Annotated in this window: 17 protein-coding genes; 13 read left to right on the forward strand and 4 right to left on the reverse strand. The window is 72.4% G+C overall.

The genetic code is table 11. The annotated features are described in order from the left end of the window. Nucleotides 1-15: 15 nt before the first annotated feature. A complete protein-coding gene (locus tag ACWENQ_RS17830; protein WP_449922597.1) occupies nucleotides 16-1,182 on the reverse strand; it encodes a cytochrome P450 in 1,167 nt (388 codons plus the stop codon). Nucleotides 1,183-1,268: 86 nt separating this feature from the next. On the opposite strand from ACWENQ_RS17830, the gene ACWENQ_RS17835 reads away from it, so the two are divergent. Next, nucleotides 1,269-4,667: a phosphodiester glycosidase family protein gene (locus tag ACWENQ_RS17835; protein WP_452415144.1), complete on the forward strand. Its 3,399-nt coding sequence runs from the start codon at nucleotides 1,269-1,271 to the stop codon at nucleotides 4,665-4,667. Nucleotides 4,668-4,854: 187 nt separating this feature from the next. Here the strand turns inward: ACWENQ_RS17835 and ACWENQ_RS17840 are convergent, their stop codons facing one another. Then, the gene (locus ACWENQ_RS17840; protein ID WP_452415145.1) at nucleotides 4,855-5,919 is read right to left on the reverse strand and encodes a PfkB family carbohydrate kinase; all 1,065 of its coding nucleotides are present in this window, start codon (nucleotides 5,917-5,919) and stop codon (nucleotides 4,855-4,857) included. 153 nt (nucleotides 5,920-6,072) lie between these two features. Here ACWENQ_RS17840 and ACWENQ_RS17845 point away from each other — a divergent pair, with 153 nt between their 5' ends. From ACWENQ_RS17845 to tuf, 8 genes are all read left to right on the forward strand, one after another. After that, nucleotides 6,073-7,056, forward strand: coding sequence for a substrate-binding domain-containing protein (locus tag ACWENQ_RS17845; RefSeq protein ID WP_452415146.1), 984 nt, complete (start codon nucleotides 6,073-6,075; stop codon nucleotides 7,054-7,056). Nucleotide 7,057: 1 nt separating this feature from the next. Next, nucleotides 7,058-8,023 carry an ABC transporter permease gene (locus ACWENQ_RS17850; protein ID WP_449922589.1) on the forward strand — a complete coding sequence of 322 codons (966 nt, stop codon included), beginning with the start codon at nucleotides 7,058-7,060 and terminating at the stop codon, nucleotides 8,021-8,023. Continuing rightward, nucleotides 8,020-8,832, forward strand: a complete 813-nt coding sequence (locus tag ACWENQ_RS17855) for an ATP-binding cassette domain-containing protein (protein ID WP_449922587.1) — start codon at nucleotides 8,020-8,022, stop codon at nucleotides 8,830-8,832. Before ACWENQ_RS17850 ends, ACWENQ_RS17855 begins: the two co-directional genes overlap by 4 nt. A gap of 34 nt (nucleotides 8,833-8,866) precedes the next feature. Further along, complete coding sequence (locus ACWENQ_RS17860; RefSeq protein ID WP_452415148.1) at nucleotides 8,867-9,886, forward strand: LacI family DNA-binding transcriptional regulator; 1,020 nt, start codon at nucleotides 8,867-8,869, stop codon at nucleotides 9,884-9,886. Between the two features lie 281 nt (nucleotides 9,887-10,167). Then, nucleotides 10,168-12,966, forward strand: a complete 2,799-nt coding sequence (locus ACWENQ_RS17865) for a glycoside hydrolase family 2 TIM barrel-domain containing protein (protein ID WP_452415149.1) — start codon at nucleotides 10,168-10,170, stop codon at nucleotides 12,964-12,966. A gap of 252 nt (nucleotides 12,967-13,218) precedes the next feature. Beyond that, a complete protein-coding gene (locus ACWENQ_RS17870) occupies nucleotides 13,219-14,520 on the forward strand; it encodes an erythromycin esterase family protein (RefSeq protein ID WP_449922581.1) in 1,302 nt (433 codons plus the stop codon). Nucleotides 14,521-14,592: 72 nt separating this feature from the next. After that, nucleotides 14,593-15,834: an ATP-binding protein gene (locus tag ACWENQ_RS17875; protein ID WP_452415151.1), complete on the forward strand. Its 1,242-nt coding sequence runs from the start codon at nucleotides 14,593-14,595 to the stop codon at nucleotides 15,832-15,834. Nucleotides 15,835-16,186: 352 nt separating this feature from the next. Then, entirely contained in the window at nucleotides 16,187-17,353 is a 1,167-nt protein-coding gene (tuf, locus tag ACWENQ_RS17880; RefSeq protein WP_354913266.1) for an elongation factor Tu, read from the forward strand. A gap of 170 nt (nucleotides 17,354-17,523) precedes the next feature. Here the strand turns inward: tuf and ACWENQ_RS17885 are convergent, their stop codons facing one another. Both ACWENQ_RS17885 and ACWENQ_RS17890 read right to left on the reverse strand, forming a co-directional pair. Next, a complete protein-coding gene (locus ACWENQ_RS17885) occupies nucleotides 17,524-19,683 on the reverse strand; it encodes an MMPL family transporter (protein ID WP_452415152.1) in 2,160 nt (719 codons plus the stop codon). Nucleotides 19,684-19,707: 24 nt separating this feature from the next. Continuing rightward, on the reverse strand, nucleotides 19,708-20,256 hold the full coding sequence (locus ACWENQ_RS17890) for a TetR/AcrR family transcriptional regulator (protein WP_452415153.1): 549 nt from the start codon (nucleotides 20,254-20,256) through the stop codon (nucleotides 19,708-19,710). A gap of 171 nt (nucleotides 20,257-20,427) precedes the next feature. Between ACWENQ_RS17890 and ACWENQ_RS17895 the strand changes: the two genes are divergently transcribed. The 4 genes from ACWENQ_RS17895 to ACWENQ_RS17910 are packed head-to-tail and all read left to right on the forward strand — an operon-like array spanning nucleotide 20,428 to nucleotide 25,713. After that, on the forward strand, nucleotides 20,428-22,263 hold the full coding sequence (locus tag ACWENQ_RS17895) for a S9 family peptidase (RefSeq protein WP_449922572.1): 1,836 nt from the start codon (nucleotides 20,428-20,430) through the stop codon (nucleotides 22,261-22,263). Beyond that, nucleotides 22,227-23,537, forward strand: coding sequence for a serine hydrolase (locus ACWENQ_RS17900; RefSeq protein WP_449922571.1), 1,311 nt, complete (start codon nucleotides 22,227-22,229; stop codon nucleotides 23,535-23,537). Before ACWENQ_RS17895 ends, ACWENQ_RS17900 begins: the two co-directional genes overlap by 37 nt. Before the next feature lie 9 nt (nucleotides 23,538-23,546). Next, nucleotides 23,547-24,872 (forward strand): serine hydrolase domain-containing protein, encoded by a 1,326-nt coding sequence (locus tag ACWENQ_RS17905; protein ID WP_452415155.1) that lies wholly within the window; start codon nucleotides 23,547-23,549, stop codon nucleotides 24,870-24,872. Continuing rightward, on the forward strand, nucleotides 24,865-25,713 hold the full coding sequence (locus ACWENQ_RS17910) for a serine hydrolase (protein WP_449922568.1): 849 nt from the start codon (nucleotides 24,865-24,867) through the stop codon (nucleotides 25,711-25,713). The genes ACWENQ_RS17905 and ACWENQ_RS17910 overlap by 8 nt, the downstream gene beginning before the upstream one ends. Nucleotides 25,714-25,731: the final 18 nt, after the last annotated feature.

Genomic DNA, 25,731 nt, shown 5'->3' on the forward strand with positions numbered 1-25,731 from the left:
GGCGGATGTCGGCGCTCACCAGGTGAGATGGACGGCTTCGGGGGAGCGGTGGATGAGGGTCGGCAGCATCGCGACCTCGCTGTCGGCCAGCCTGAGGCCCGGGTACCTGGCCGTGAGCTGCTCCAGTGTGAGGCGGACCTGCTCGCGGGCCAGCTGCGCGCCGGGGCAGGCGTGCGCGCCGTGACCGAACGACAGGTGCCTGAGCGGCTCGCGGGTGATGTCGAAGGTGCCGGCGCGGTCGAAGACCGCCTCGTCGCGGCCGGCCGAGCCGTAGGAGACGAAGATCTGCTCGCCCTCCTTCAGCTCGTGGCCTGCGAGGGTGCAGGGCCTGGTGACCGTACGGCGGAAGCCCTGGACGGGGGCCTCGAACCTGGCGCCCTCCTCGATCGCGGCGGGGATGAGGGCCGGCCGCTCGCACAGCAGCTCCCACTGCTCGCGGTGGCGTAGCAGGTTCAGCACCAGCGTGCCGAGCAGGGCACTGGTGGTCAGGTGCCCCGCCAGCAGCAGGTTCTGCAGGTTGGAGACCAGCTCGTGCGGGTCGTCCCTGGTCAGCGCCCTGACCATCTCGCCCACGAGGTCGTCGCCGGGCTCGCGCAGCGCGTAGCCGTGGAGCAGGTGCTGGAGCCCGACGGTCGCGCGGGCCGCGCCTGCCTGCCCGGCGGGCGAGAGCGGCCGGAACAGCAGCGCCTCGGCCTGCCTGCCCGCCTCGACGGCAGGGTGCACGTCGGCCGGGTCGAGGCCGAACAGGTGGCCGAAGACCTCGGCCGGCAGCGGCCTGGCGTAGGCCGCCATCCACTCCACCGGCCCGTCGTCGGGGAAGGCGTCCAGCAGCGCGTGGACCCTCCCGGTGACGTACGGCAGGGCCGCCGCGACCCGCGCGGGGGACAGCCCGCGCGAGATCGGCCGCCGGTAGCGCTGGTGGGCCTCGCCGTCGGTGCTGAGCACGGTCCTCGTCTGCAGGAATCCCTTGGCCAGCTCGGCCAGCGCCTCCTGCCCCGGCACCTGGTCGGGCCGCAGCGCTCCCGCGGAGGAGAAGAGGTCCGGCCTGCTCAGCGCCTCGCGCACGTCCGCGTGGCGGGCGACGAGCCACGCCCCGAGCTCGGGGACGAACGTCAGACCCGGCGTCCGCCTGGCGATGGTGTAGACAGGATGGGGATCGCGGTAGAACGCGTCGAGGTCCACGCGCCCCATCGTGCAGGGGCCGGACGGGACGAGACAAGATCTGAAATTTTCTTTTAGTTCATGACTAAGTCTTGAAACTTGTCACCATGGCACGATTGAGTGCCGTCGTGCAGACCCTCCGCTTCATGGCGTCCGCCGCGCTGGCCTTAGGGCTTCTGGCCAGCCCGGCGCAGGCCGATCCCCCCGCTCCCGCAGAGGACGCGCCTCCCGCGTCGTCCTACAGCTCCGACTCCACCCTCCTGCTCAACGCCCCCGCGAGCCGGTCGCTGGAGACGGCCAAGAAGGTCCGGCCCGTCGCGCCGGGCCTCACGCTCACCTCCTTCGACCGCTTCGACGCGGCAGGCTGGCTGCGCGCCGACGCACTGTCGGCCGACCTGTCGGGCGGCGTCACCACCGGCTATCTCAACTCGGGCGAGGTGTCGAAGACCGAGCCGCTGTCGGGGCCCGCCGATCGCGCCCGCGCGGTGGCCGCCGTCAACGGCGACTTCTTCGACATCAACCGCTCGGGCGCGGCGCTCGGCGTCGGCGTGAAGGACGGCGCGCTCGTCCAGTCGCCCGTCCAGGGCTGGAACAACGCGATCGCCCTCAACGAGGGCGTCGGCCGAGTCCTGCAGATGCACTTCGACGGCACCGCCACGCCCGCGGGCGGCGCACCGATCACGCTCACCCAGTTCAACCAGCTCGTCCAGACCGGCGGGGTGGGCCTGTTCACCCCGCTGTGGGGCTCCTACCGGCGCTCCGACTCCGCCAAGGTCACCGAGGTGGTGCTCGTGGACGGAGCCGTCACCGAGGTGCGCACCGGCGCAGGCCAGGGCCCCATCCCCGCCGGGACCACCGTCCTGCTCGGCCGCGAGGCGGGCGCCGACGCGCTGGCCCAGCTCAAGGTGGGCGACCGGGTCGAGGTGAAGTACCAGCCCAAGCCCTCCGACGGCGGCGCCGTCCAGACCGCGCTCGGCGGCAGGAACGTCCTGGTCAAGGACGGCAAGGCGCAGCCGTTCACCGACACCGACAGCCACCCCCGCACCGCGGTCGGCTTCTCCGCCGACGGCAGGAAGATGTACCTGCTCACCGTGGACGGCCGTCAGGCCGACAGCCGCGGCCTGACGCTGCGCGAGATGGCCGCGCTCCTGGTCGAGCTGGGCGCCCACAACGCGCTCGAACTCGACGGCGGCGGCTCCTCCACCATGCTCGCCCGCGAGCCCGGCAGCGCCGACGTCCAGGTGGAGAACAGCCCCTCCGACGGCGGCGAGCGGCACGTCCCCAACGGCCTGGCCCTCTACGCCCCGCAGGGCAGCGGCGAGCTGAAGGGCTTCTGGCTGGAGACCGCCAGCGACCCCGCCAAGGCGCCCGGCGTCGGACCGGTCGCCGGCGGCCGTCCCGACCGCGTCTTCCCCGGGCTCACCAGGCGGCTGACCGCCGCCGGATACGACGAGACGTACGGCCCGGCCGAGGGCGCGCCCTCGTGGCAGACCTCGACCTCCGTGCACGGCCGCGTCTCCAAGGAGGGCGTCTTCCACGCCTGGGTCCCCGGGCAGACCACGGTCACGGCCAGGCACGGCGCGGCCAAGGGCACCCTGGACCTGACCGTCCTGCAGCCGCTGGCCCGCCTCGGTGTCACCACCGACCGGGTGGGTCTGGCGGCGGCCGACGCCACGGGCAGCTTCGGCGTCGTCGGCTACGACCGCAACGGCAACTCCGCGCCCATCGAGCCGGGCGACGTGAAGCTCGACTACGACACCTCGCTGCTCGAGGTGAAGCCCGCCCCGCACGGGTTCTTCACCGTCAAGGCGCTCAAGGGCACCGGATCGGGCCTGATCACCGCGCGGGTGGGCGCGGTGAGCGCCGCCGTGCCGGTGACCGTCGGGTTCGAGGACGTCGCCGTCGCCGACTTCGAGAACGCCGGCTCGTGGACGTTCGCCGCGGCCAGGGCCACCGGCTCGCTGGCCGCCGGCCAGGGGCAGAGCGGCGGCGGGCTGAAGCTCACCTACGACTTCACCCAGTCGACCGCCACCCGCGCCGCCTACGCCTCGCCGCCCCAGCAGATCGTGATCCCCGGCCAGCCGCAGGCGTTCGGGCTGTGGATCAACTCCGCCGGCAAGGGCGAGTGGCCCAGCCTGGAGTTCTACGACTCCCAGGGGCAGTCGCAGATCCTGCGCGGGCCGTACCTGACCTGGAGCGGCTGGAAGTACGTCGAGTTCACGGTGCCGCCCGGGGTGAGCTACCCGCTCAAGCTGCGCCGCTTCTACGTCGCCGAGACCAGGGCCGACGCCACGTACACCAACGCGATCACCATCGACGGGCTGGTGGCCAGGGTGCCTCCCTCGGTGCAGGCGCCGCCCGCCGCCCGGGTGAGCGACCCGGTGGTGAAGCCGTCGGTCACCGCCATGCCGTGGCGGTTCGCGGTGATGTCGGACGCCCAGTTCGTGGCCCGGCAGCCCGACAGCGACATCGTCAAGAACGCGCGCAGGACGCTGCGCGAGCTCAAGGCCGCCAAGCCCGACTTCCTGCTGATCAACGGCGACCTGGTGGACGAGGCCTCGCCCGAGGACTTCGCGCTGGCGAAGCGGATCCTCGACGAGGAGCTGGGCGGGAGCCTGCCGTACCACTACGTGCCCGGCAACCACGAGGTGATGGGCGGCAAGATCGACAACTTCCGGGCGGTGTTCGGCGACACCTCCAAGGTCTTCGACCACAAGGGGACCAGGTTCATCACCCTCGACACCTCGCGGCTCAACCTGCGCGGCGGCGGCTTCGAGCAGATCGAGCTGCTGCGCGACCAGCTCACCGCGGCGGCCGGGGACGGGAACGTGGGGTCGGTGGTCGTGCTGTTCCACGTGCCGCCGCGCGACCCGACGCCCGGCAAGGGCAGCCAGCTCGGCGACCGGAAGGAGACGGCCCTCGTCGAAGGATGGCTGGCCGACTTCCAGCGGACGACGGGCAAGGGCGCCGCCTACATCGGGGCGCACGTCGGGACGTTCAACGCCGCTCGCGTCGACGCGGTGCCGTACTTCATCAACGGCAACTCGGGCAAGAACCCGGCCACCGCCGCCGACGACGGCGGGTTCACCGGGTGGTCGCTGTGGGGCGTCGACCCGGTCACGCCGAAGGAGGCCGAGCACGTCAGGCGCAACTGGTTCGTCGACGCGCCCAGCTGGATCGGCACCCAGGTGCGTCCGCACGTGGACACGCTGACGCTGACCGCGCCCGCGTCGGTCTCCGTGGGATCGCCCGCGACGGTGAAGGCGTCGCTGACCCAGGACGACCGGACGGTCCCCGTGGCCTACCCGGTGTCGGCCGAGTGGTCCGGCTCGCCGAACCTGCACATCGGGCCGCTGTCGAAGGCCAGGCCCTGGCACGTCGCCTCGCTTGACCCGGCGACCGGGACGCTGACCGCGCTACGGCGCGGGCAGGTGCTGGTGGCGGTCACGGTGAACGGGGTCACCAAGGAGGCAACGGTCGCCACCGCGTCCAGCGCCGCCGCCTGACCCTCGCACCCTGAGGCGCCCGCTTCCCCACCGGGAGGCGGGCGCCTTCCGCGTCCGGCCACCACCGCCGGCCGTCACCCCGGGCCGCCCGGCGTCGGCTGTCACGGTCGGCCGTGCCGCCGGGCGGGCCGCCGCGGTGGCCCGCCCGGGGCAGGGGCAGTCCCTCCGCCGCCATCCCGGCTCCGGGTCAGGCGTCCGGCTGGGCGAGCTGGTCGGCCCACGGCGGGTCGGCGCCCGGCACGGCGCAGGTCAGCGCCGCCACCCTGGCGCCGAACGCCGCGGCCTCGGCCGCTGCGGCCAGGTCGAGCCGCTCCAGCCGCCCGCCCAGCAGCCCCCTGCTCTCCAGCCGGTGCAGCAGGCCCGCCGTGAACGAGTCGCCCGCGCCCACCGTGTCCACCACCTCGACGGGCACCGCCGGCACCGTCGCCGTCTGCGCCGCAGTCGGGACCACTGTCGGGGCCGCTGTCGGGGCCGCTGTCTGCACCGCTGTCGGACCTGCTGTCTGCACCCCTGTCGGGCCCGCTGCCGGACCTGCTGTGGGGCCTGCTGTCGGGGCCGCTGTCTCCCCGTCCAGCGACACCAGCGCCCCCTCGGCTCCCATGGTCACCACCACGAGCCGGGCCCCCCACGTGTGCCAGAGCGCGCACGCCTCGGCCACCGAGGCGCCGGGCAGCAGGAACGCCACGTCGTCCGCGCTGAGCTTGAGGATGTCGGCCAGCTCGCACCACCGCGGCATCCGGCTCAGGTAGTCCTCGCGCGAGGCCAGGCTGGGCCGTACGTTGGGGTCGATCGAGACGGTCGCCGTCGCGGCGGCGCGCGCGGCGAAGTCGGCGACCGCGCTCGCTCCCGGTTCCCTGACCAGCGCCAGCGAGCCGGTGTGCAGGCAGGACGCGCCGTCCAGCCGGTCGGCCGACAGCTCGGCGGCGCTCCACTGCCAGTCGGCGGTGCCCTCGGCGTGGAAGGTGTAGCGCGCCTGCCCGTGGGCGTCCAGGGTCGCGACGGCCAGCGTGCTGGGCTCGCGGGCCGGCACGCACGCCGACAGGTCCACGCCGGAGGCGGCCATCCGCTCGCGGAACAGCTCGCCGAACACGTCGTCCGACAGCCGGCCGAGGAAGCCGGCCGGCGTGCCGAGGCGGGCCAGGGCGACCGCGGTGTTGGCGGGCCCGCCACCGGGCAGCACCCGCAACATCAGCTCGCCCGGACGTTTGCCGGCGAAGGCGTCGGCGACGCACTCACCCAGGACGGCGATCATGTGCCTGCCTTTCCGCTGTTGCCGTTTCGTTACGGGCGGGGGGCATTGACGTTTCCCGAAACGGAGTTCATCATCGCAGCACAGCGGATGTCAACGTTGACATATGTCAACGATGACACCGGGTCCGCCCAGCTCATGTGAGGAACACCCGCCATGAAGCGACTCATCGCAGGCCTCTCGGCCGCTACCCTTCTCACCGCCGGATGCGGCGGCGGCACCACGTCCGGCTCGGCTTCGGAGCCCGTCAAGGTCGGCCTCATCACCAAGACCGAGACCAACCCCTTCTTCGTCAAGATGAAGGTGGGCGCCACCGCAGCGGCCAAGGCCCAGGGCGCCCAGCTCATAAGCGCCGCGGGCAAGTTCGACGGCGACAACGCCAGCCAGATCACCGCCATCGAGAACATGGTCGCCGCGGGCGTCAAGGGCATCCTCATCACGCCGAGCGACACCAAGGCCATCGTGCCCGCCATCAAGAAGGCCAGGGACGCGGGCGTGCTGGTCATCGCCCTCGACACCCCGACCGACCCGCAGGACGCCACCGACGCGCTGTTCGCCACCGACAACTTCAAGGCCGGCGAGCTGATCGGCGCGTACGCCAAGGCCGCGATGGCCGGCAAGGCCGCCAAGATCGCCACCCTGGACCTGGCTCCCGGCATCACCGTCGGCAAGCTGCGCCACGACGGCTTCCTCAAGGGCTTCGGCGTCGCCGAGGGCGACCCGTCGATCGTGTGCTCGCAGGACACCCAGGGCGACCAGGCCAAGGGCCAGACGGCCATGGAGAACTGCCTGCAGAAGGCGCCCGACATCAACCTCGTCTACACCATCAACGAGCCCGCCGCGCTGGGCGCGCACACGGCGCTGAAGGCCAAGGGCGTCGACAAGAACGTGCTCGTGGTCTCCGTCGACGGCGGCTGCACCGGTGTCAAGGCCGTGCAGAACGGCTGGATCGGCGCCACCTCCCAGCAGTACCCGCTGAAGATGGCCGAGATGGGGGTCAAGGCCGTCACCGACTTCGCCAAGAGTGGGAACAAGCCCAGCGGGTACACCGACACGGGGGTCACCCTCATCACCGACAAGCCGGTCGCCGGGGTGGACGCCAAGGACACCGCCTACGGCCTGGCCAACTGCTGGGGCTGACATGGCCGTTACCGAAGCGAGCCTGCCGCGCAGGATCCTGACCACACCGACGGCGGGGCCGCTGGCCGCGCTGATACTGGCCTGCGCCTTCTTCTCGCTGAACAGCGAGCAGTTCCTCACCGGAGGCAACTTCTCGCTCATCATCCAGCAGGTCATGGTCGTCGGCACGCTGGCCATCGGCCAGACGCTGATCATCCTCACCGCGGGCATCGACCTGTCGAACGGGGCGATCATGGCCTTCGGCGGCATCGTGATGGCCAAGCTGTCCCTGTCCATCCCGCCGCTGGTGGCGATCGGCGCGGGCCTGGCCGTCTGCGCCGCGTTCGGCCTGATCAACGGGCTGCTGGTGACGAAGATCGTGCTGCCGCCGTTCATCGTCACGCTCGGCATGCTGAACGTGGTCTTCGCCCTCACCCACATCTACTCCCAGGACCAGACGGTCACCGGGCTGCCGCCCGAGCTGACCTTCCTCGGCCAGACCTTCCAGCTCGGCGACACCCGCGTCACCTACGGCTCGGTGCTCACCATCGCGCTCTTCCTGCTGTTCGCCTACCTGCTGGGGCACACCGCGTGGGGCAGGCACGTCTACGCCCTCGGCAACAGCCCGGAGATCGCCAGGCTCACCGGCATCCGCACCGACCGGCTGACCGTGGGCGTCTACAGCCTCGCCGGCCTCGTGTACGGCATCGCCGCCCTCCTGCTGGTCTCCCGCACCGGCGTGGGCGACCCCCAGGCGGGGCAGACCGACAACCTCGACAGCATCACCGCGGTCGTGCTCGGCGGCACGAGCCTGTTCGGCGGGCGCGGACAGGTCCTGGGCACGCTCATCGGCGCGCTGATCGTGGGAGTGTTCCGCAACGGGCTCCAGCTGATGGGCGTCCCGTCGATCTACCAGACGCTCATCACCGGCATCCTGGTGATCCTCGCGGTCGCCGTCGACCAGCTCTCCCGCAGGAGGACCCGATGACCACCGCAGTTCTCCAGGCACGGGGCCTGGTCAAGCGTTACGGACACGTCACCGCCCTCGACGGCGCCGACTTCGACCTGATGCCGGGCGAGGTGCTGGCCGTCATCGGCGACAACGGCGCCGGCAAGACCACCCTCATCAAGGCGCTGACCGGCGCCATCCAGCCCGACTCCGGCGAGATCCTGCTCGACGGGAAAAGGGTGCGCTTCGGCGACCCGCTGGAGGCGCGCAGACACGGCATCGAGACCGTCTACCAGGACCTGGCCATCGCCGCTTCGCTCGACATCGCCACCAACATGTTCCTCGGCAGGGAACTGCGCAGGCCGGGCGTGCTCGGCAAGGTCTTCAGGATGCTGGACAAGCCGCGCATGCGGGCCGCCTCGGCCGAGTACATGGCCGAGCTGAAGATCGGGCTGCGCTCGCTGTCCGTGCCCGTGGAGTCGCTGTCGGGCGGACAGCGGCAGGGCGTGGCCGTCGCCAGAGCGGTGGCGTGGGCCTCGCACGTGGTCGTCATGGACGAGCCCACCGCAGCCCTCGGGGTGAAGGAGTCGGGACAGGTGCTCGACCTGATCCGCAGGGTCCGCGACCGGGGCCTGCCCGTCGTGCTGATCAGCCACAACATGCCGCACGTCTTCGAGATCGCCGACAGGATCCACGTCCAGCGGCTCGGCCGCAGGGTCGCGCAGCTCAAGCCGGGCGAGCACAGCATGGCCGAGGTCGTGGCCATCATGACCGGCGCGCTGACCGTGTCCGAGGGCAAGGCGGTCATCGCCGACAAGGACGCAGCGGAGGCCATCGGCCTGTCGTGATCCCTTACCCTGTTCACGACAACGGGGAGGTTCGATGGCGAGCGCGCGGCGCCCGACGATGACCGATGTCGCCCGAGAGGTCGGCGTCACCGCCAAGACCGTCTCCCGCGTCCTCAACGAGGACGGCCCCGTCGCCCCCGAGACCCGTGCGCGGGTCATGGAGGTCGTGCGCAGGCTCGGCTACCAGCCCAACCTGATGGCGCGCAACATGCGGGTCGGCGCGAGGGACGCGGCGATCGGGCTGGTCATCCCCGACATGGGCAACCCGTTCTTCGGCACCGTCGCGGGCGGCATCGAGAGCGCCGTGCGCGAACGCGGCCTGACCGTGATCGTGGGCTCCTCCAGCGAGACCAGGGAACTCGAGCGCTCCCTGGTGGCCACCTTCCTGGCCCGCAGGGTGAGCGCGCTGCTCGTCGTGCCCTCGGCGGCCGGCGACCACCGCTACCTGCGCGCCGAACGCGAAGCCGGGCTGCCCATCGTCTTCCTCGACCGGCCCGCGGTGGGGCTGGTGGCCGACTGCGTGGTCAGCTCCAACCGGGAGGGGGCGCGCGACGGCACCGCCCACCTCATCGCCCACGGGCACCGCAGGATCGGCTTCATCGGCGACCTGCCCACGACGCTCTACACCAGGCGCGAACGCCTGCAGGGCTACCGGGAGGCGCTGGCGGCGGCCGGCCTGCCGTTCGACAAGGCGCTGGTGGAGACCGGCCACTCCGCCGCGGCCGCCGCAGCGGCGGCCGAACGGCTGCTCGGCCTGCCCGACCCGCCGACCGCGCTGTTCGCGGCCAACAACTTCGCCGCCACCGGGACGGTGGTGGGGCTGGCCAGGGCGGGACGCAAGGACGTGGCCCTGGTCGGCTACGACGACCTGCCGCTGGCCGAGGTTCTCGACCCGCCCCTGACGGTCGTCGCGCAGGACCCGGCGGCGATGGGGGCGGCGGCGGCGGCGCTGGTGCTGTCCCGGCTGGCCGGCGACCGGTCACGCACGGCCAAGACCCAGATCCCCACCCACCTGATCCCTCGCGGCTCCGGCGAACTCCCCCCGCGTCACTGAACCCCCGTCCTGCCTGCCCGGTCCGGCCGTCCGGTGCCGTCCTCTCCGCTACCGCGAGCCCGCCCGTGCCGTGCTTCCTCCCGTACGGCGCGGCCACCCCGGCTCTTCCTTCCCGTACGGCGAGCCCACCCGGCCGCCACCCTGGGCGCCGGGCCGGGGCGCGTCCAGGGGCACGCGTCCAGGGGCACGCGTCACCGAGCGCGCGTGGCGGGCCGTCGCGACGTCGCCGGACCCGCTGAACGTCTGGACATGTGTGATTAATTCGGAAAACATCGGTTTTTGTGTACTTCGCCGATTTCGCTCCGGGAGCGGGCCGACTGGACCCGCGTGCCGCGCTCCGCTCCGACGCCCCTTCGATCGATCTCAACGGTGACTGGCGCTTCCGCCTGTCGGCCACCGCCGACGCGCCCGACGACTTCGCCGCCCCAGACTTCGACGACGCGGCCTGGGACACGCTTCCCGTTCCCTCCCACTGGCCGCTGCACGGGTACGGCAGCCCGGCCTACACCAACGTCTCCTACCCCTTCCCCGTCGACCCGCCGTACGTGCCCGACGAGAACCCCACCGGCGACTACCGGCGCGCGTTCGAGCTTCCCGAGGGGTGGAGCGGCGGGCGGCTGCGGTTCGAGGGCGTCGACTCGTGCGCCAAGGTCTGGCTGAACGGCCACGAGCTCGGCTTCACGACCGGCAGCAGGCTGCCCGCCGAGTTCGACGCCAGGCCGTACCTCAGGCCGGGGCGCAACGTGCTGGCGGTGCGGGTGCACCAGTGGTCGGCGGCCAGCTATCTCGAGGACCAGGACATGTGGTGGCTGCCCGGAATCTTCAGGGAGGTGACGCTCACCCGATCCACCGCTGACGTGTTCGTGCACGCCGCCGCCGACGGCACGCTCAGCTTCGAGGGCGCGGGTCTGCTGTCCGTCCCTGAGCTGGGTGTGACCGACCTGGCGCCCGGCACCGAGGTGCGCGTGGCCGCGCAACCGTGGTCGGCCGAGACGCCCCGCCTGTACGAGGCCGTCTTCTCCACCGCCGAGGAGACCGTACGGCTGCGCATCGGCTTCCGCACGATCACGATCGAGGACGGCGTGCTCAAGGCCAACGGCGTCCCGCTGGTCTTCAAGGGCGTCAACCGGCACGAGTTCCACCCCCGGCACGGCCGCGCGGTGCCGTACGAGACGATGGTCGAGGACGTGCTGCTGATGAAGCGGCACAACGTCAACGCCGTCCGCACCAGCCACTACCCGCCGCACCCCGCGTTCCTGGACCTGTGCGACGAGTACGGGCTGTGGGTGGTCGACGAGTGCGACCTGGAGACGCACGGGTTCGGGCAGGTCGGCTGGCGCGGCAACCCCACCGACGACCCTCGCTGGAGCGAGGCGCTGCTCGACCGGATGAAGCGGATGGTCGAGCGCGACAAGAACCACCCCAGCGTGGTCATGTGGTCGCTCGGCAACGAGGCGGGCGTCGGCGCCAACATGGCGGTCATGGCCGGTTGGACGCGCGAGCGTGACCCGTCGCGGCCCATCCACTACGAGGGCGACCCGTCGTGCGCCGACGTGGACGTCTACAGCAGGATGTACGCCTCGCACGCCGAGGTGGAGGCGATCGGCCGGGGCGCCGAGGACCCGCTCGACGACCCCGGGCTGGACGCGCGGCGCAGGGCGATGCCGTTCGTGCAGTGCGAGTACGCCCACGCGATGGGCAACGGCCCCGGCGGCCTGGCGGAGTACCAGGAGCTGTTCGACACCTATCCGAGACTCGCGGGCGGGTTCGTCTGGGAGTGGATCGACCACGGCCTGGCCCACGACGAGTACGGCTACGCCTACGGCGGCGACTACGGCGAGCCGCTGCACGACGCGAACTTCGTCGTGGACGGCCTGGTCTTCCCCGACCGCCGGCCGTCGCCGGGGCTGCTCGACCTGAAGAAGGTGTTCGAGCCCGTCACGGTCACCTTCTCGGACGGGACGGTGACCGTGACGCGGGCGGTGCCGTACCCGCTGGAGTTCTGGTGGGCGCTGACGGCCGGCGGCGTTGCGGTCGCCGAGGGCGTCCTGGACGTGCCCGAAGGGGAGCGGGCCGAGGTCAAGCTCCCCGACCTGCCGGAGACGGACGAGCCCGGCGAGGTATGGCTGACCGTGCAGGCCGTCCTGGCGGCCGACCTGCCGTGGGCGGAGAAGGGACACGAGATCGCCTGGAGCGAGCTGAAGGTGGGCGACGGCTCGCCCGCCCCCGGGCGCGGCGAAGGACCCGCTCCCGCGGGGCGGGCGGAGCTCGTGGTGCGGGGGGAGAGCGCCGAGCTGGGCGGAGGGGTGTTCGAGGCGAGGACAGGACGGCTGACCACGCTGTTCGGGCTGGACGTCGAGGGGCCCAGGCTGGACCTCTGGCGGGCGCCCGTCGACAACGAGCGTTTCGGCGGTCTCGACTGGAACTGGCGCAGCCTCGGACTGCACCGCCTGACCCACCGGGTCGTCGCCGTCACCCACGAGGACGACGCGCTGACCGTCCGCGCCCGCGTCGCCCCCGCCGCCACCGACCTCGGCATGCGCGTCACCTACCGGTGGACCGCCGACGAGGCGGGACTCGCGCTCGACGTCCACGTGGTGCCCGAGGGGGAGTGGACGTTGCCGCTGCCGAGGCTCGGCGTGGCCATGACGCTGCCGTCGAGCCTGTCGGAGGTCGTCTGGTTCGGCAGAGGCCCGGGCGAGTCCTACCCCGACACGGGCCTGGCGGCCCGGATCGGCGGCTTCGGCGCCACGATCGAGGAACTGCAGACGCCGTACGTGTATCCGCAGGAGAACGGGCAGCGCGCCGACGTGCGGTGGGCCATCCTCGTCGACGGCCAGGGCCGGGGCCTGCGCATCGCGGGCGAGCCCGCGTTCGGGCTGACCGCACGCCGGTGGAGCACCGCCGAGCTGGAGCGCGCCGCCCACCTGACGGACCTGCGGGCGGGGGAGCGGGTGCACGTCCACCTCGACCACGCCCAGCACGGCGTCGGCAGCGCGGCGTGCGGCCCCGGCGTCCTGCCGCGATACGAGCTGCGGGCGCGGGAGGCGCGCTTCGGCTTCCGCTTCTCGGCGGTGTGACCGCCGCGCCGCCACGCGGGCCGGTCCTCTCACCCGGAGGGGACCGGCCTTACGTCGTCCGAGGTCGCGGCGCTGATAGTGTCGCTTCCATGGCCACGGGCAGTCTTTTCCTCTGACGCCGGAGCGCGTTCGTCTCCGGCCGGATGACGCGGGGGCCACGGCCCCGTCTCCCTTCGCCGCCGCTCGGCTCCTTCCGCGCCCCCTTTTCGGTGACCTTCCGACGTTTCCATACCGAGAATCGAGCGACTCGCCATGACGACCGACCGGATGTCCGCGGACCTTCTCGCCACCTGGTTCCGGACGCACACCAGCATCCTGACCGGCCTCGATCCCGACGCGCCGCTCGACGACCTCGAGCCGCTGCGCGAGATCATCGGTGATGCCCGGGTCGTGGCCGTGGGGGAGGGGGCCCACTTCGTGAGGGAGTTCACCCAGGTCCGCCAGCGGGTGCTGCGCTTCCTCGCCGAGCGGTGCGGGTTCACCGTCCTCGCCTTCGAGTTCGGGTTCAGCGAAGGCCTCGCCCTGGACGAGTGGTTGCGGGGCGACGGCGACGAAGCCGATCTGGCCGCCCTCAGCGGCACCACGAACGCCGGGATGAACCCCGACATGGTGCGCTGGCTGCGCCGGCACAACCTCACCAGCGCGCATCCGGTGCGCTTCGTCGGAGTCGACACCCCCGTGGCCGGAGGGCAGCTGCGCCCCGCGCTGGAGCCGCTGGCCGGCTACCTGCTCGACGTCGACAGGGAGGCGTTGGGCCAGGTCGAGCGGGCCATGGCGATCGCCGACCGGTTCACCGGCAGATCGGTCGCCGTGGCGGCGCCCCGGTGGGCGCGCCTGGGGGCGGGTGAGCAGGACGCGCTCACCGCCTCGCTGACCCGGCTCCTGCTGCGCTTCCGGGCGCTGGAGCCGCTCTACGTCTCGCGCAGCGACCAGCACCGCTACGACGTGGCGCGGCGCCATCTGGAGGCGGCGCTGCACGCCGACTACATGTTCGGGGCCATCCGCGCCCTCTTCGCGGGTGAGGGACTGCCGGGGGACGCGTCCGTACGGGACCACTACATGGCCCGGTCGCTGCGCTGGCATCTCGACCGAGCCGAGCCCGGCGCGCGCATCGTCCTGGCCGCCCACAACCAGCACATCCAGAAGACGCCCGTGTGCTACGGCGGCGAGCTGGCCGCCCTTCCCATGGGGCACTACCTGAGCCGGATGCTCGGCGACGGCTACCGGGCGCTCGCCCTGACCCACACCGCCGGCAGCGTCGCCGAGATGCACCTGGACGAGAAGAGCGAGGCCGGCTTCACCGTCGCCGAGGAGCAGCTCGCCGCGCCCGAGCCGGGAAGCGTCGAGGCGGCGCTGGTCGATGCGGGATTCGGCACCGCCGTCAGCCTCACGAACCTGCGCCACGCCCCGCAGGGCGCGCTGGACCGCATTCGCAGCCAGAGCGCCAGCGTGCTGACCCCCATGCGGGAGGCGTTCGACGGGGTCATCACCACCCCGACGGCCACCACCTCCTTCTCGACGAGTCTGGGCGGAGCGCCCTTCGACCAGCCGTGACGTCCGGCCTCCGGCGTTCCCCGCGTTTAGGTCACCCCAAAAAGGACAAAAAATGCCAAAGGGGGCTGGGGTATGCAGGTAAAGATCGATTACGAGGCGGTGTTCACGGCCGCCCCGTCCCTGTCGGCGGTCCTGACACCGGACTTCGTCATAACGGCGGTCAACGACTCCCTCCTCAGGGTGCTCGATCGCACCCGGGCTGAACTGATCGGCCAGGACGTCTTCGCCGCCTTCCCGATGAACCCGAACATCCTCGACGACCCGGGCATGCAGGGCGCCAAGGCGCTGCGCGCCTCGCTCGAACAGGTCGCGGCCACCGGCCAGGCCGACGTCATGTCGGCGCAGCGCTACGACATCGAAGAGGTGGGCCGGCCCGGCGTCTTCGAGGAGAGGTACTGGAGCACGGTCAACACGCCCATCCTGGGGCCGAAGGACGGGGTCGACTGGATCCTGCTCAGCAGCCAGGAGGTCACCGGCTTCGTCAAGGCGATGAAGCGGTACGGCATGCGGAACGCCCCCGGCCGCGACGTGGAACCGGACGAGGTGAACGCCGATCTCTACGCGCGCGCCTGCGAACTGCACAACCTCGCCGGACAGCTCCAGGAGACACACGACCGGCAACGGGCGACCATCTCGGCGCTCCAGGAGGCCGTCCGCCGGCAACGCCAGGCGGTCTTCGACACCTCGCACGACCTGCGCAACCCCATCACCGGACTGCTGACCGAGCTCGAGGCCGCGCTCGCCGAACCGCACATCGACCAGCGGCAGATGCTGCGCAAACTGCTCCGCAACACCGAGCGGCTGAGCGAGATCGTCGCGGACGTGCTCGACCTGGCCCGTCCCGACAGCGGCACCACCGCCGACATGGAGGTGCTCGACCTGGGCGTCTTCGCCGCCGACGAGCTCGAACGCCGCGCCCCCGCCGCCACCGTCGTCACCGGCCTGGAGCGCGAGGTCCTGGTACGCGCCTCCCGGATCCGCCTCGCCAGGCTGCTGGGCAATCTGCTGGACAACGCCGAGCGGCACGCCTCCACCACGATCGAGGTCCACGTCACCACAGCCCCGCCCGAGGCGATCCTCGAGGTCGTGGACGACGGGCCAGGCATCGCGTCGGCCGACCGCGAACGGGTCTTCGAACGCCTGTACCGGCTGGACGACGCTCGCCACCGCGACCCCGGTGGCACCGGACTCGGCCTGGCCATCGCGCGCGAGATCGCCCGCGCGCACGGCGGCCAGTTGCACGCCGCCGATCACCCCCGCGGGGCTCGCTTCGTCCTGCGCCTTCCCCTCGCCGCCCCGCCCGTCCGGAAGTAACGGCGGCCTGACAGGCCCGTCCGGAAGTAGCGGCCGCCTGACAGGGCCCGTCCGAGAGTAAGGGCCGCCTCACAGGCCCGTCCGGGAGCGGCGGCCGCCTGACAGCGCCGTGCGGCCGGGCGGGACGCGGAATAATCCGTTGCCGCCGGGCATTCCACACCGACATCATGGTCATCATGTTCCGGTACGTCCTCCAGCTCACGCCTGCGGCAGCAGGCGCGCTGGGCCGTGCCGCGACGCTCCGCGACGGCCTGGAGCGCTGACCCTTTCCCGTGCGTCCGATCGTGACCCGGCGGGGGAGGGTTGACGACCCGACGGGTCACCAGGCATCGAGCGTCGAAGGAAAGGGACGATGGCCAAGCAGGCCTACGTGCGGAACAAGCCGCACCTCAACATCGGCACCATGGGGCATGTCGACCACGGCAAGACCACGCTGACCGCCGCGATCACCAAGGTGCTCGCCGAGCGGGGCGGCGCGACGTACACGCCGTTCGAGCGGATCGACCGCACGCCCGAGGAGGCGCAGCGGGGCATCACGATCAACATCTCGCACGTCGAGTACGAGACGGCCACCCGCCACTACGCGCACGTGGACATGCCCGGCCACGCCGACTACGTGAAGAACATGATCACGGGGGCGGCGCAGCTCGACGGCGCCATCCTGGTCGTGTCCGCGCAGGACGGCATCATGCCGCAGACGCGCGAGCACGTGCTGCTCGCCCGGCGGGTCGGGGTCGAGCACCTGGTCGTCGCGCTGAACAAGGCCGACGGCGCCGACCCGGAGCTGGCCGACCTGGTCGAGCTCGAGCTGTCGGAGCTGCTGGCCGAGCACGGCTACCACGACGTGCCCATGGTCCGCGTCTCCGGGCTGCGGGCGCTGGAGGGCGACCCCACGTGGACGGCGTCCGTCGAGGCGCTGCTCCAGGCGGTGGACGACCACATCCCGGTCCCCGTCCGCTACGTCGAGGCGCCGTTCCTCATGCCGGTGGAGAACGTGCTCACCGTCACCGGGCGCGGCACGGTCGTCACCGGCGCGATCGAGCGCGGCTCGGTCAAGGTCGGCGACACGGTCGAGGTCGTCGGCCTGGGCGAGGGTTTCACCGCGGTGGTGACCGGGGTGGAGACCTTCGGCAGGACCATGGAGCGCGGCGAGGCCGGTGACAACGCGGCGGTGCTCCTGCGCGGCGTGCGGCGCGAGCAGGTACGGCGGGGCCAGGTGCTGGCCGCGCCCGGCTCCCAGCGCGCCCACACGCGCGTCACCGCCAGGGTCTACCTGCTCACCGAGGCCGAGGGCGGGCGACGCCGGCCCGTCGGCAGCGGCTACCGGCCGCAGTTCTACCTGCGCACGACCGACGTGCCCGGCCAGATCGTCATGGACGGGCCCGCCGCGCCGGGCGACACGGTGGAGGCGGTCGTCGAGCTCGGCCGGTCGGTGGCCGTGGAGCCCGGGCTCGGCTTCGCCATCCGCGAAGGCGGGCTGACGGTCGGCGCCGGCACGGTGCTGTCCATCCTCGACTAGCACGTCCGGCCTGGCGGGCGGCCGGGTCCCCCACCGGGACCCGGCCGCCGTCGCGCCGGAATCCGCACCCGGGCCGCGCCACCGCCGCGCCGGAATCCGCACCCAGGCGACGCCACCGCCGTGCCACGGCCGCGACCCCGCCGGGAGCGAGCGGGCGGCCGGGCGGGACGTCAGACCCCGGCGGTCTCCCTGGAGTCGTCGCGGTGCCGGTCGGCGGGGTGCTCGTGAAGGCCCTCGCCCTCGACGTCGAGGTTCGGCAGGACCCGGTCGACGGCGCGGGGCAGCCACCATGCCGCGCGGCCGAGAAGGGACATCACGGCAGGCACCAGGGTCAGCCGGACGAGGAACGCGTCGACGAACACCCCGACGGCCAGCGCGAAGCCGATGGACTTGATGATCGGGTCATCCATGAACACGAATCCGCCGAAGACGGCCACCATGATGAGAGCCGCGGCGGTGACGACGCGGGCGTTGTGGCCCAGCCCGTTGACGGTCGCCTGGCCCGGACTGTCGCCGCGGACGAAGTCCTCCCGCATGCGGGAGACGAGAAAGACCTCGTAGTCCATGGCCAGCCCGAACAGGATTCCGATCAGCAGGATCGGCAGGAAGCTCACCAGCGGCCCGGGGACGTCGACGCCCACCAGGTCGGCCAGGTGTCCCTGCTGGAAGATGGCCACCGTGATGCCGAACGTGGCGCCGACGGTCAGCAGGAAGCCCAGCGCCGCCTTGAGCGGCACCAGCAGCGAGCGGAAGACGAGCATGAGCAGCAGGATCGACAGGCCGACGACGAGCAGCAGGTAGACGGGCATCGCCTCGGCGAGCTTCGCCGACACGTCGATGCCGATGGCCGTGGCGCCGGTCAGCGCGACGGTGGCGCCCTCGACGCCGGACACGCGCTCCCTGATCAGGCGCACCGCCCGCTCGGTGGTGGCGTCGGTGGGGCCGGCCTTGGGGATGACGGTCATCAGCGCGGTGGTGCCCTGCCTGTTGGCCTGCGGCGGGGAGACGCCGAGCACGCCCTCGGTGCCTTGGATCAGCAGTGCGGCCTGCTTGGCGGCCGCGCCGGTGGATGTGGCGTCGTCGCCGGAGACGACGGCGACCAGCCGGCCGTTGAAGCCCGGCCCGAAGCCTTCAGAGATCAGGTCGTACGCCTCGCGGGCCGCGGAGCCGGAGGCGGCGGTGCCGGCGTCGGGCAGGGCCAGGCGCATGTCCTGGGCGGGCAGCGCCAGCGCGGCCAACCCCACGACACCGGCCGCCAGAATCGGGACGCGCAGGCGCGTGACGATCCGGCCCCAGCGGTAACCGAAGCCCTCGCGGCCGGGGCCGGCGGCCCTTCCACGGCGGTGCGCCCTGGGCATGACGCGGGGGCCGGCGAAGCCGAGCATGGCGGGCAGCAGGGTGAGGGCGACCAGCACGGCAAGGGTGACGGTGCCGGCCGCGGCCAGGCCCATGACGGTGAGGAAGGGGATGCCCACCACGGCGAGACCGGCCAGGGCGATGACGACGGTGGCACCGGCGAAGACCACGGCCGAGCCCGCGGTGCCGGTCGCGCGCCCGGCGGCCTCCTGCTCCTCGACGCCCTCGGCGAGGTACTGCCGGTAGCGGGAGGTGATGAACAGCGAGTAGTCGATTCCCACGGCCAGCCCCAGCATCAGCGCCAGGATGGGCGCGGTGCTGGTCAGGTCGAGCACGCCGCTGAGGGCGAACAGCCCCGACATCCCCGCGGCGACGCCGGCGAGCGCGTTCAGCAGCGTCATGCCGGCGGCCACGAGGGAGCCGAAGGTGACCACCAGGACCACGGCGGCGACCAGGACACCGAGAGCCTCGGTGGAGCCGATCTCGGCTCCTGCCGTCATCACCTCACCGCCGTGCTCCACCCGCAGGCCGTGCGCCGAGGCGCCGACCTTCTGGTAGGCGGCGCGCTGAGCGTCGGTGATCTCGCTGACGGCGGTGTCGAACTGTACCTGGACCAGCGCGTAGCGGTCGCGCGAGACCGCGCCGACCTGGAAGGGGTCGACGGCGGCGATCACACCCGGGACCCGGCCGGCCTCCTGCACGATGGCGGCGACGGCGGCCCTGTCGAGTTTCCTCCCCTCGGGTGCGGCGATGACGATGGTGCCGGTCGTGCCGCCGGCCTGCGGCAACTGCCGTCGCACGGAGTCGAGCGCCTGCTGCGACTCCGTGTCGGGCATCGTGAAGTCGTCGCTGGTGGGGCCCATGAAGGCGGCGGCCGCCCCGCCCAGCAGGGCGAGCGCGAGCAGCCAGACGGCGAGGACCCGCCCCCGGCGGCGGAAGGAGTACCGGCCGAGCCGGTAAAGCAGAGAAGCCATGAACGTGGGTGTCTTTCCTCGTGTTCAGGGGGTTTCGCGGTCGAGTGTGCGCAGGGCGCCGCGGATCAGCTCGGCACGCAGGTCCTGGTCCGGCACCGGCAGGTCGCTGGCGCAGGTGACGGAGACCGCGCCGATGACCATGGAAGCGGTGACCAGGCCCTTGGCTCCGGCCGAGCCCTCGGCCATCGCGGCCATCAGCCGCGCGATGACGGCGGGTACGGCACCCAGCGCAGGGTGGCCGGTGAGCCCGGGGATGTCCTGGAACAGGACCTTGACCTCGCGCCGGAACCGCATGGCCAGGTCGACGAAGCCGGTGACGGCCGCTTCCGCGGCCGGGATCCCTTCCACGCCTGCGAGCCGGGCGTCCAGCGTGCCCAGCTCCTCGCCGGCGGGGGTGAGCAGCTCGGTGAGGATCGCCTCCTTGCTGACGAAGTAGTAGAGCAAGGACGCCTTGGAACAGCCCACCACCTGGGCGATGTCGTGCAGCGAGGTGCCCTTGTAGCCGCGCGTGGCGAACAGGTCCAGCGCCGCGTCCAGGATGTGGCCGCGCAGGGCGGAAGCGGGACGTGCCATGCCAGAACAATAACTGTCCGATCGGTCAGGTCTGACCGATCGGACAGGATTAGGGTGTGGCCTTGATCACTTCGCCGATGGGGTGCCCCCTCGTACGACGGCACAATGAACGGCGTCCGCTTCGTGCGCGCGGCCGAAGATGCGTCCTGGCCTCTCACCTACCGTTCGATCATGTCCCGCCTCTCCCTGAACGATCTCTTCCGCATCGCCGTACCCGGTGATCCGCAGGTGCGCCCGGACGGCGGCGCGGTCGCCTACACGCTGACCACCGCGGACAGGGACGCCGACGACAACCGCTGCGAGGTGTGGCTGGCCGAGCCGGGCCACGAGCCGCGCCGGCTGACCGGTGGCCCCGCGGACCTGGCTCCCCGCTGGTCGCCCGACGGCCGAACGCTCGCGTTCGTCCGCCCCGTTGACGGCAAGCCGCAGATCCACCTGCTGCCGATGGACGGCGGCGAGCCGCGTGTGCTGGCCACCGACGGCGCGGGCCCGCCCGTGTGGTCGCCGGACGGCCGCCGCCTGGCCTTCACCGCCCCGTACGGCGAGGCGCAGGCGCACGACCCGGTCGTGGCCGACACCCTGGAGTACAAGGCCGACGGCGCCGGCCTGCTGCGCGACCTGCGCACCCACGTGGTGGTCGTGGAGGTGGACTCGGGCGCTTGGCGCAGGCTCACCGAGGGCGACTTCCACGCCGGCGAGCCCACCTGGTCGCCCGACGGGCAGAGTCTCGCCTTCGTCGCCGCCATGGAGCCCGACCGGGACCTGGTGCCCGGCGGCGCCGTCTACCTCGTCGACCTCGACGGCGGGCAGCCCAAGCGGCTCACCGAGCAGGGCGTGACCTGCACGGGCGTGTGGTGGCTCGGCGAGCGCCTGGTGGTGACCGGATTCACCGGCGAGCCCGTCGGCCACACCCGCCTGTTCGCGCTCGAGGCGGGCGGCCTGGTCGAGATCGAGACCGGCCTGGACCGCAACGTCATGGTGGGCGCCCCCGGCTACCCGGGCGCCCCGCCGCTCCTGCTGGGCGACGAGCTGCTGTTCTGCGCCCGTGACGGCGGCCTCACCCACCTGTTCGACCTGGACGGCCGGGCGAGGGTGGGAGGGGAGTTCGGCGTGTCGGGCGCCACGGCCGCGGCCGGCCGCCTGGCCTACGTGGCCGCCGGCCCTGGCAGCGCCGGCGACGTCTACCTCGACGGCCGGCGGCTCACCGATCACGCGCTGCCCGACGTGGAGCTGTTCCCGCTCGAACGCCGCGTGTTCACCGCCCCCGACGGCACCCCGGTCGAGGGCTTCCTGCTGCGCGACCCGGCGCTGAAGCAGCCGGGACCGCTCCTGCTCGACGTGCACGGCGGCCCGCACAACGCGTGGGCGCCCGTCTTCGACGGCGTCCACCTCTACCACCAGGTGCTCGCCGCGCGCGGCTGGAGCGTGCTCACGCTCAACCCGCGCGGCAGCGACGGGTACGGCGAGGCCTTCTACACCGCCGCGATCGGCGCGTGGGGCCTGGCCGACGCCGGCGACTTCCTGGCCGCGCTCGACGACCTGGTCGAGGAGGGCGTGGCCGACCCGGACCGGCTGGCCGTCACCGGCTACAGCTACGGCGGCTACATGGCCTGCTGGCTGTCGGCCACCACCGACCGGTTCAGGGCCGCCATCCCCGGCGGCTGCGTCAGCGACCTGACCAGCATGTCGGGCACCTCGGACGCCGGACACCTGCTCAAGACGTTCGAGTGCCGCGGCGACCTGGCGGCGCAGTCGCCGCTCACGCACGTGGCAGGCGTGCGCGCGGCCACCCTCGTCCTGCACGGCGAGCGCGACGACCGCTGCCCCGTCGGGCAGGCCGAGCAGTGGTTCGCCGCGCTGCGCGAGCGCGGGGTGCCCGCCAGGCTCGTGCGCTACCCGGGTGGTTCGCACCTGTTCATCCTCAACGGACGCCCGTCCCACCGGCTCGACTACAACGAAAGGATCGTCGCGTGGCTGGAGCAATGGGTGATCGGCTCGCAGAGCTGATCGCCGAATACGACGTCCCCGGCGCCGCTGTCGCCTACCTCCACCAGGGGGAGGTGCACGAGAGCGCGGCCGGTGTCCTCAACCGCCGCACGGGCGCGCAGGTGACGCCCGACTCGCTCTTCCAGATCGGCTCGGTCACCAAGGTGTGGACCGCCACCCAGCTCGCCCTGCTGGCCGAGCAGGGCGCGCTCACCCTCGACACCCCCGTCGCCGAGCTGCTGCCCGGCTTCCGGGTCGGCGACCCCGAGGTGACCGGGACGGTGACCGTCCGTCACCTGCTCAGCCACACCTCGGGCATCGACGGCGACCTGTTCCTCGACACCGGCCGTGGCGACGACTGCATCGAGCGGTACGTCGCCGCCTGCGCCGACCTGGCGCAGAACCATCCGCTCGGCGCCACCCAGTCCTACTGCAATGCGGGGTTCGTCATCGCCGGCCGTGTCGTCGAGCACCTGACGGGCAAGGTATGGGACCAGGCGCTGCGCGAGCAGATCATCGAACCGCTGGGCCTGACCCACACCTGGACCCTGCCCGAGGACGTGCTGCGCTTCGGCGCCGCCGTCGGTCACGTCGACGGGGAGCCCAGCCCCGTGTGGGGACTCATGCGTTCCTGCGGCCCGGCCGGGCTGATCACCGCCAGGCCCGCCGACGTCGTCGCCTTCGCCCGCGCCCACCTGGAGGGCGGTCTGCTCAAGGACCCGCGCGCCCTGTGGGAGCCGCAGGTCGCCCTCCCCAACCCGTACACGCTGGGCACGCACTGGGGCATCGGCTGGATCCTCGACGAGTGGGACGGCCGGCGGGTCGTCTCCCACGGCGGCAACACCATCGGCCAGTCGTCGATGCTGTGGATGCTGCCCGACACCGGCACCGTCGTGTGCGCCGTGGCCAACGGCGGGCACAGCGCGGCCTTCTTCCACCACCTGGCCACCGAGCTGTTCCGCGAGCTGGACGGCGTGGCCGTCCCCCCGGTGCTCGGGCCGCCCGAGCAGCCGGTCGAGGTGGACGCCGAGCGGTACGCCGGGGTGTACGAGCGGGTCGGCGCGCGGCTGACGATCACGGTCCGCGACGGCGGCCTGCGGCTGCTGATGGAGTCCACGGGCGCCCTGGCGGACCTGTCGGAGCCGGCCGAGCTGGACCTGCTGCCCGTCGACGACGTCACCTTCGTCGGCCGCCTCCCGGACGACCCGCAGTGGCTGTCGGCGGTCTTCTACGAGCTGGCCGACGGTTCCCCCTACGTCCACATGGGCGTCCGCGCCACTCCCAAGATCGCCTGAGGAGCATCCATGGACCTGCAGCACCGCCTCGACGAGGCCGCGCGCGACCACAACGTCCCCGGAGCCGCCGTCGCCGTGTGGGCGGACGGCCGGTTGATCGAGGCGGCCACCGGCGTCGTCAACCGCGACACGGGCGTGGAGACGACGACCGACAGCCTCTTCCAGGTCGGTTCCACGACCAAGATCTGGACGGCCGCCCTGGTCATGCGCCTGGTCGAGGAGGGCGCGGTGGACCTCGACGCGCCCGTGCGCAAGTACCTGCCGGAGTTCGGCCTGGCCGACGCCGCCGCGGCCGAGACGGTCACGGTCAGGCACCTGCTGACCCACACCGGCGGGTTCGCCGGCGACCTGTTCGAGGACACCGGGCGCGGCGACGACTGCCTCGACCGCTTCGTGAGCTTCCTGCACGGCGCGCCGCAGGTCTACGAGCCGGGCGCGATGTTCTCCTACTGCAACTCGGGGTACGTCGTGCTCGGCGCGCTGGCCGCCAGGTTGGCCGGGGGCACGTGGGAGCGGGCCATGCGCGAGCGGCTGATGAACCCGCTCGGCGTCACGCACGGGGCGCTGCTGGCCGAGGAGGCCGTGCTGTTCCGCGCCTCGGCAGGGCACCTCGGGCCCGGCAACGCGGTCAACCCGAACTGGCAGATGCCGCGCTCGAACGCGCCCGCCGGGTCCACCCTGTGCCTGGCGCCGCGCGAGCTGGTCCGCTTCGGCCGGATGTTCCTCGACGGCGGCGTCACGCCCGGCGGCACCAGGCTGCTGGAGGAGGAGACGGTCGCCGCGATGACCACCGCCCAGGTGGACGTGCCGGGCGTGCCCGGCCTGCTCGCCGACCGGTGGGGGCTCGGCTTCGAGCTGTTCGACTGGGGCGCGCCCGTCTTCGGCCACGACGGCGGCACCGTCGGGCAGAGCACGTTCTGGCGGATCGTCCCCGGCAGCCGCTTCACGATCGCGATGAGCTGCAACGGCGGCGACGTGCCCGCCATGCTCGATGACCTGGCCTTCTCACTGGTCCGCGAGCTGGCGGGGGTGACCCCCACCCCGCTGCCGACCGTGCCCGACCGGCCCGCCGCGGTGGACGCCACCCGCTACGCGGGCACCTACCATGGGCCGGCCGCCGTGCAGGAGGTGGCCGCGGTCGGCGGCGGCCTGGAGGTGACCACCATTCCCGGCGAGTTCATGCGCCAGGCGGGCATCGAGCGCACGACCGAGAGGTTCGTCCACCACTCCGACGAGTCCTTCATCGACGTCGAGGCCAAGACGACGATCACCTTCCTGGAGCGGGACGGGCGGATCTTCCTCCACAGCGGCGGCAGGGCGGTGGCACGTGCGTGAGCTGTTCGCGGCCGCCGAGGTCGAGGGATTCCTGCACGCGCGGGAGATCGACGGTGAGCGCGAGGTGTGCCACGGGGCCGACGACCCCGTGGTGCTCGCCTCCGTCTTCAAGATCCCGATCGTCCTGGAGTACGCCAGGCAGGCCGCCGCGGGCCTGATCTCCAGGACCGAGCGGCTGCCGGTGACCTTGGAGCACCGCGACGGCGGCATCGGGACCTCCGGCTGCGCCGACGAGATCGAGCTCTCCCTGCGCGACCTGGCCCTGTTCATGATGTCGATGAGCGACAACGCGGCCACCGACGTGCTGCTGGAGAAGGTGGGGGTGGAGCGTGTCAACGCCACCCTCGCCGAGCTCGGGCTGAAGGGCACGCGCCTGGTCGGTGACTGCCGCGTGCTGCTGGGCAGTGTCCTGTCCGAGCTCGGTGCCGGCTCGTTGGAGGAGGCGGCGGCCGCGCCGCCGGAGACCATGCGCACGCTGTCGGTGCTCGACCCGGCCAGGACCTCCGCCTCCACCCCCCGCGAGACCACCACGCTGCTGGCCAAGATCTGGCGCGACGAGGCGGGCCCGCCGCAGGCCTGCGCGGAGGTCAGGCAGATCATGGGACGGCAGGTCTGGCCGCACCGGCTGTCGTCGGGCTTCGGCGACGACGTCCGGATCTCCGCCAAGACCGGGACGATCTTCGGCGTCCGCAACGAGGCGGGCGTCGTGGAGTACCCGGACGGGAGGCGCTACGCCGTCGCCGTCTACCTCCGGCCGCGCTCGCTCGGCTACCGCCTGCCCAAGGCGGATGCCGTCATCGGCGCGGTGGCCCGCGAGGCGGTCGACGAGCTACGCGGCTGATGTCAGTTTTCGTCCACT

The sequence above is a fragment of the Nonomuraea sp. NPDC004354 genome (assembly GCF_053602555.1).

What these genes read in the sequence shown, in the direction of transcription:
- ACWENQ_RS17835 (WP_452415144.1), top strand. Translation starts at nt 1,269, where the DNA reads ATGGCACGATTGAGTGCCGTCGTGCAGACCCTCCGCTTCATGGCGTCC.
- ACWENQ_RS17840 (WP_452415145.1), bottom strand. Translation starts at nt 5,919, where the DNA reads ATGATCGCCGTCCTGGGTGAGTGCGTCGCCGACGCCTTCGCCGGCAAA.
- ACWENQ_RS17845 (WP_452415146.1), top strand. Translation starts at nt 6,073, where the DNA reads ATGAAGCGACTCATCGCAGGCCTCTCGGCCGCTACCCTTCTCACCGCC.
- ACWENQ_RS17850 (WP_449922589.1), top strand. Translation starts at nt 7,058, where the DNA reads ATGGCCGTTACCGAAGCGAGCCTGCCGCGCAGGATCCTGACCACACCG.
- ACWENQ_RS17855 (WP_449922587.1), top strand. Translation starts at nt 8,020, where the DNA reads ATGACCACCGCAGTTCTCCAGGCACGGGGCCTGGTCAAGCGTTACGGA.
- ACWENQ_RS17860 (WP_452415148.1), top strand. Translation starts at nt 8,867, where the DNA reads ATGGCGAGCGCGCGGCGCCCGACGATGACCGATGTCGCCCGAGAGGTC.
- ACWENQ_RS17870 (WP_449922581.1), top strand. Translation starts at nt 13,219, where the DNA reads ATGACGACCGACCGGATGTCCGCGGACCTTCTCGCCACCTGGTTCCGG.
- ACWENQ_RS17875 (WP_452415151.1), top strand. Translation starts at nt 14,593, where the DNA reads ATGCAGGTAAAGATCGATTACGAGGCGGTGTTCACGGCCGCCCCGTCC.
- tuf (WP_354913266.1), top strand. Translation starts at nt 16,187, where the DNA reads ATGGCCAAGCAGGCCTACGTGCGGAACAAGCCGCACCTCAACATCGGC.
- ACWENQ_RS17885 (WP_452415152.1), bottom strand. Translation starts at nt 19,683, where the DNA reads ATGGCTTCTCTGCTTTACCGGCTCGGCCGGTACTCCTTCCGCCGCCGG.
- ACWENQ_RS17890 (WP_452415153.1), bottom strand. Translation starts at nt 20,256, where the DNA reads ATGGCACGTCCCGCTTCCGCCCTGCGCGGCCACATCCTGGACGCGGCG.
- ACWENQ_RS17895 (WP_449922572.1), top strand. Translation starts at nt 20,428, where the DNA reads ATGTCCCGCCTCTCCCTGAACGATCTCTTCCGCATCGCCGTACCCGGT.
- ACWENQ_RS17905 (WP_452415155.1), top strand. Translation starts at nt 23,547, where the DNA reads ATGGACCTGCAGCACCGCCTCGACGAGGCCGCGCGCGACCACAACGTC.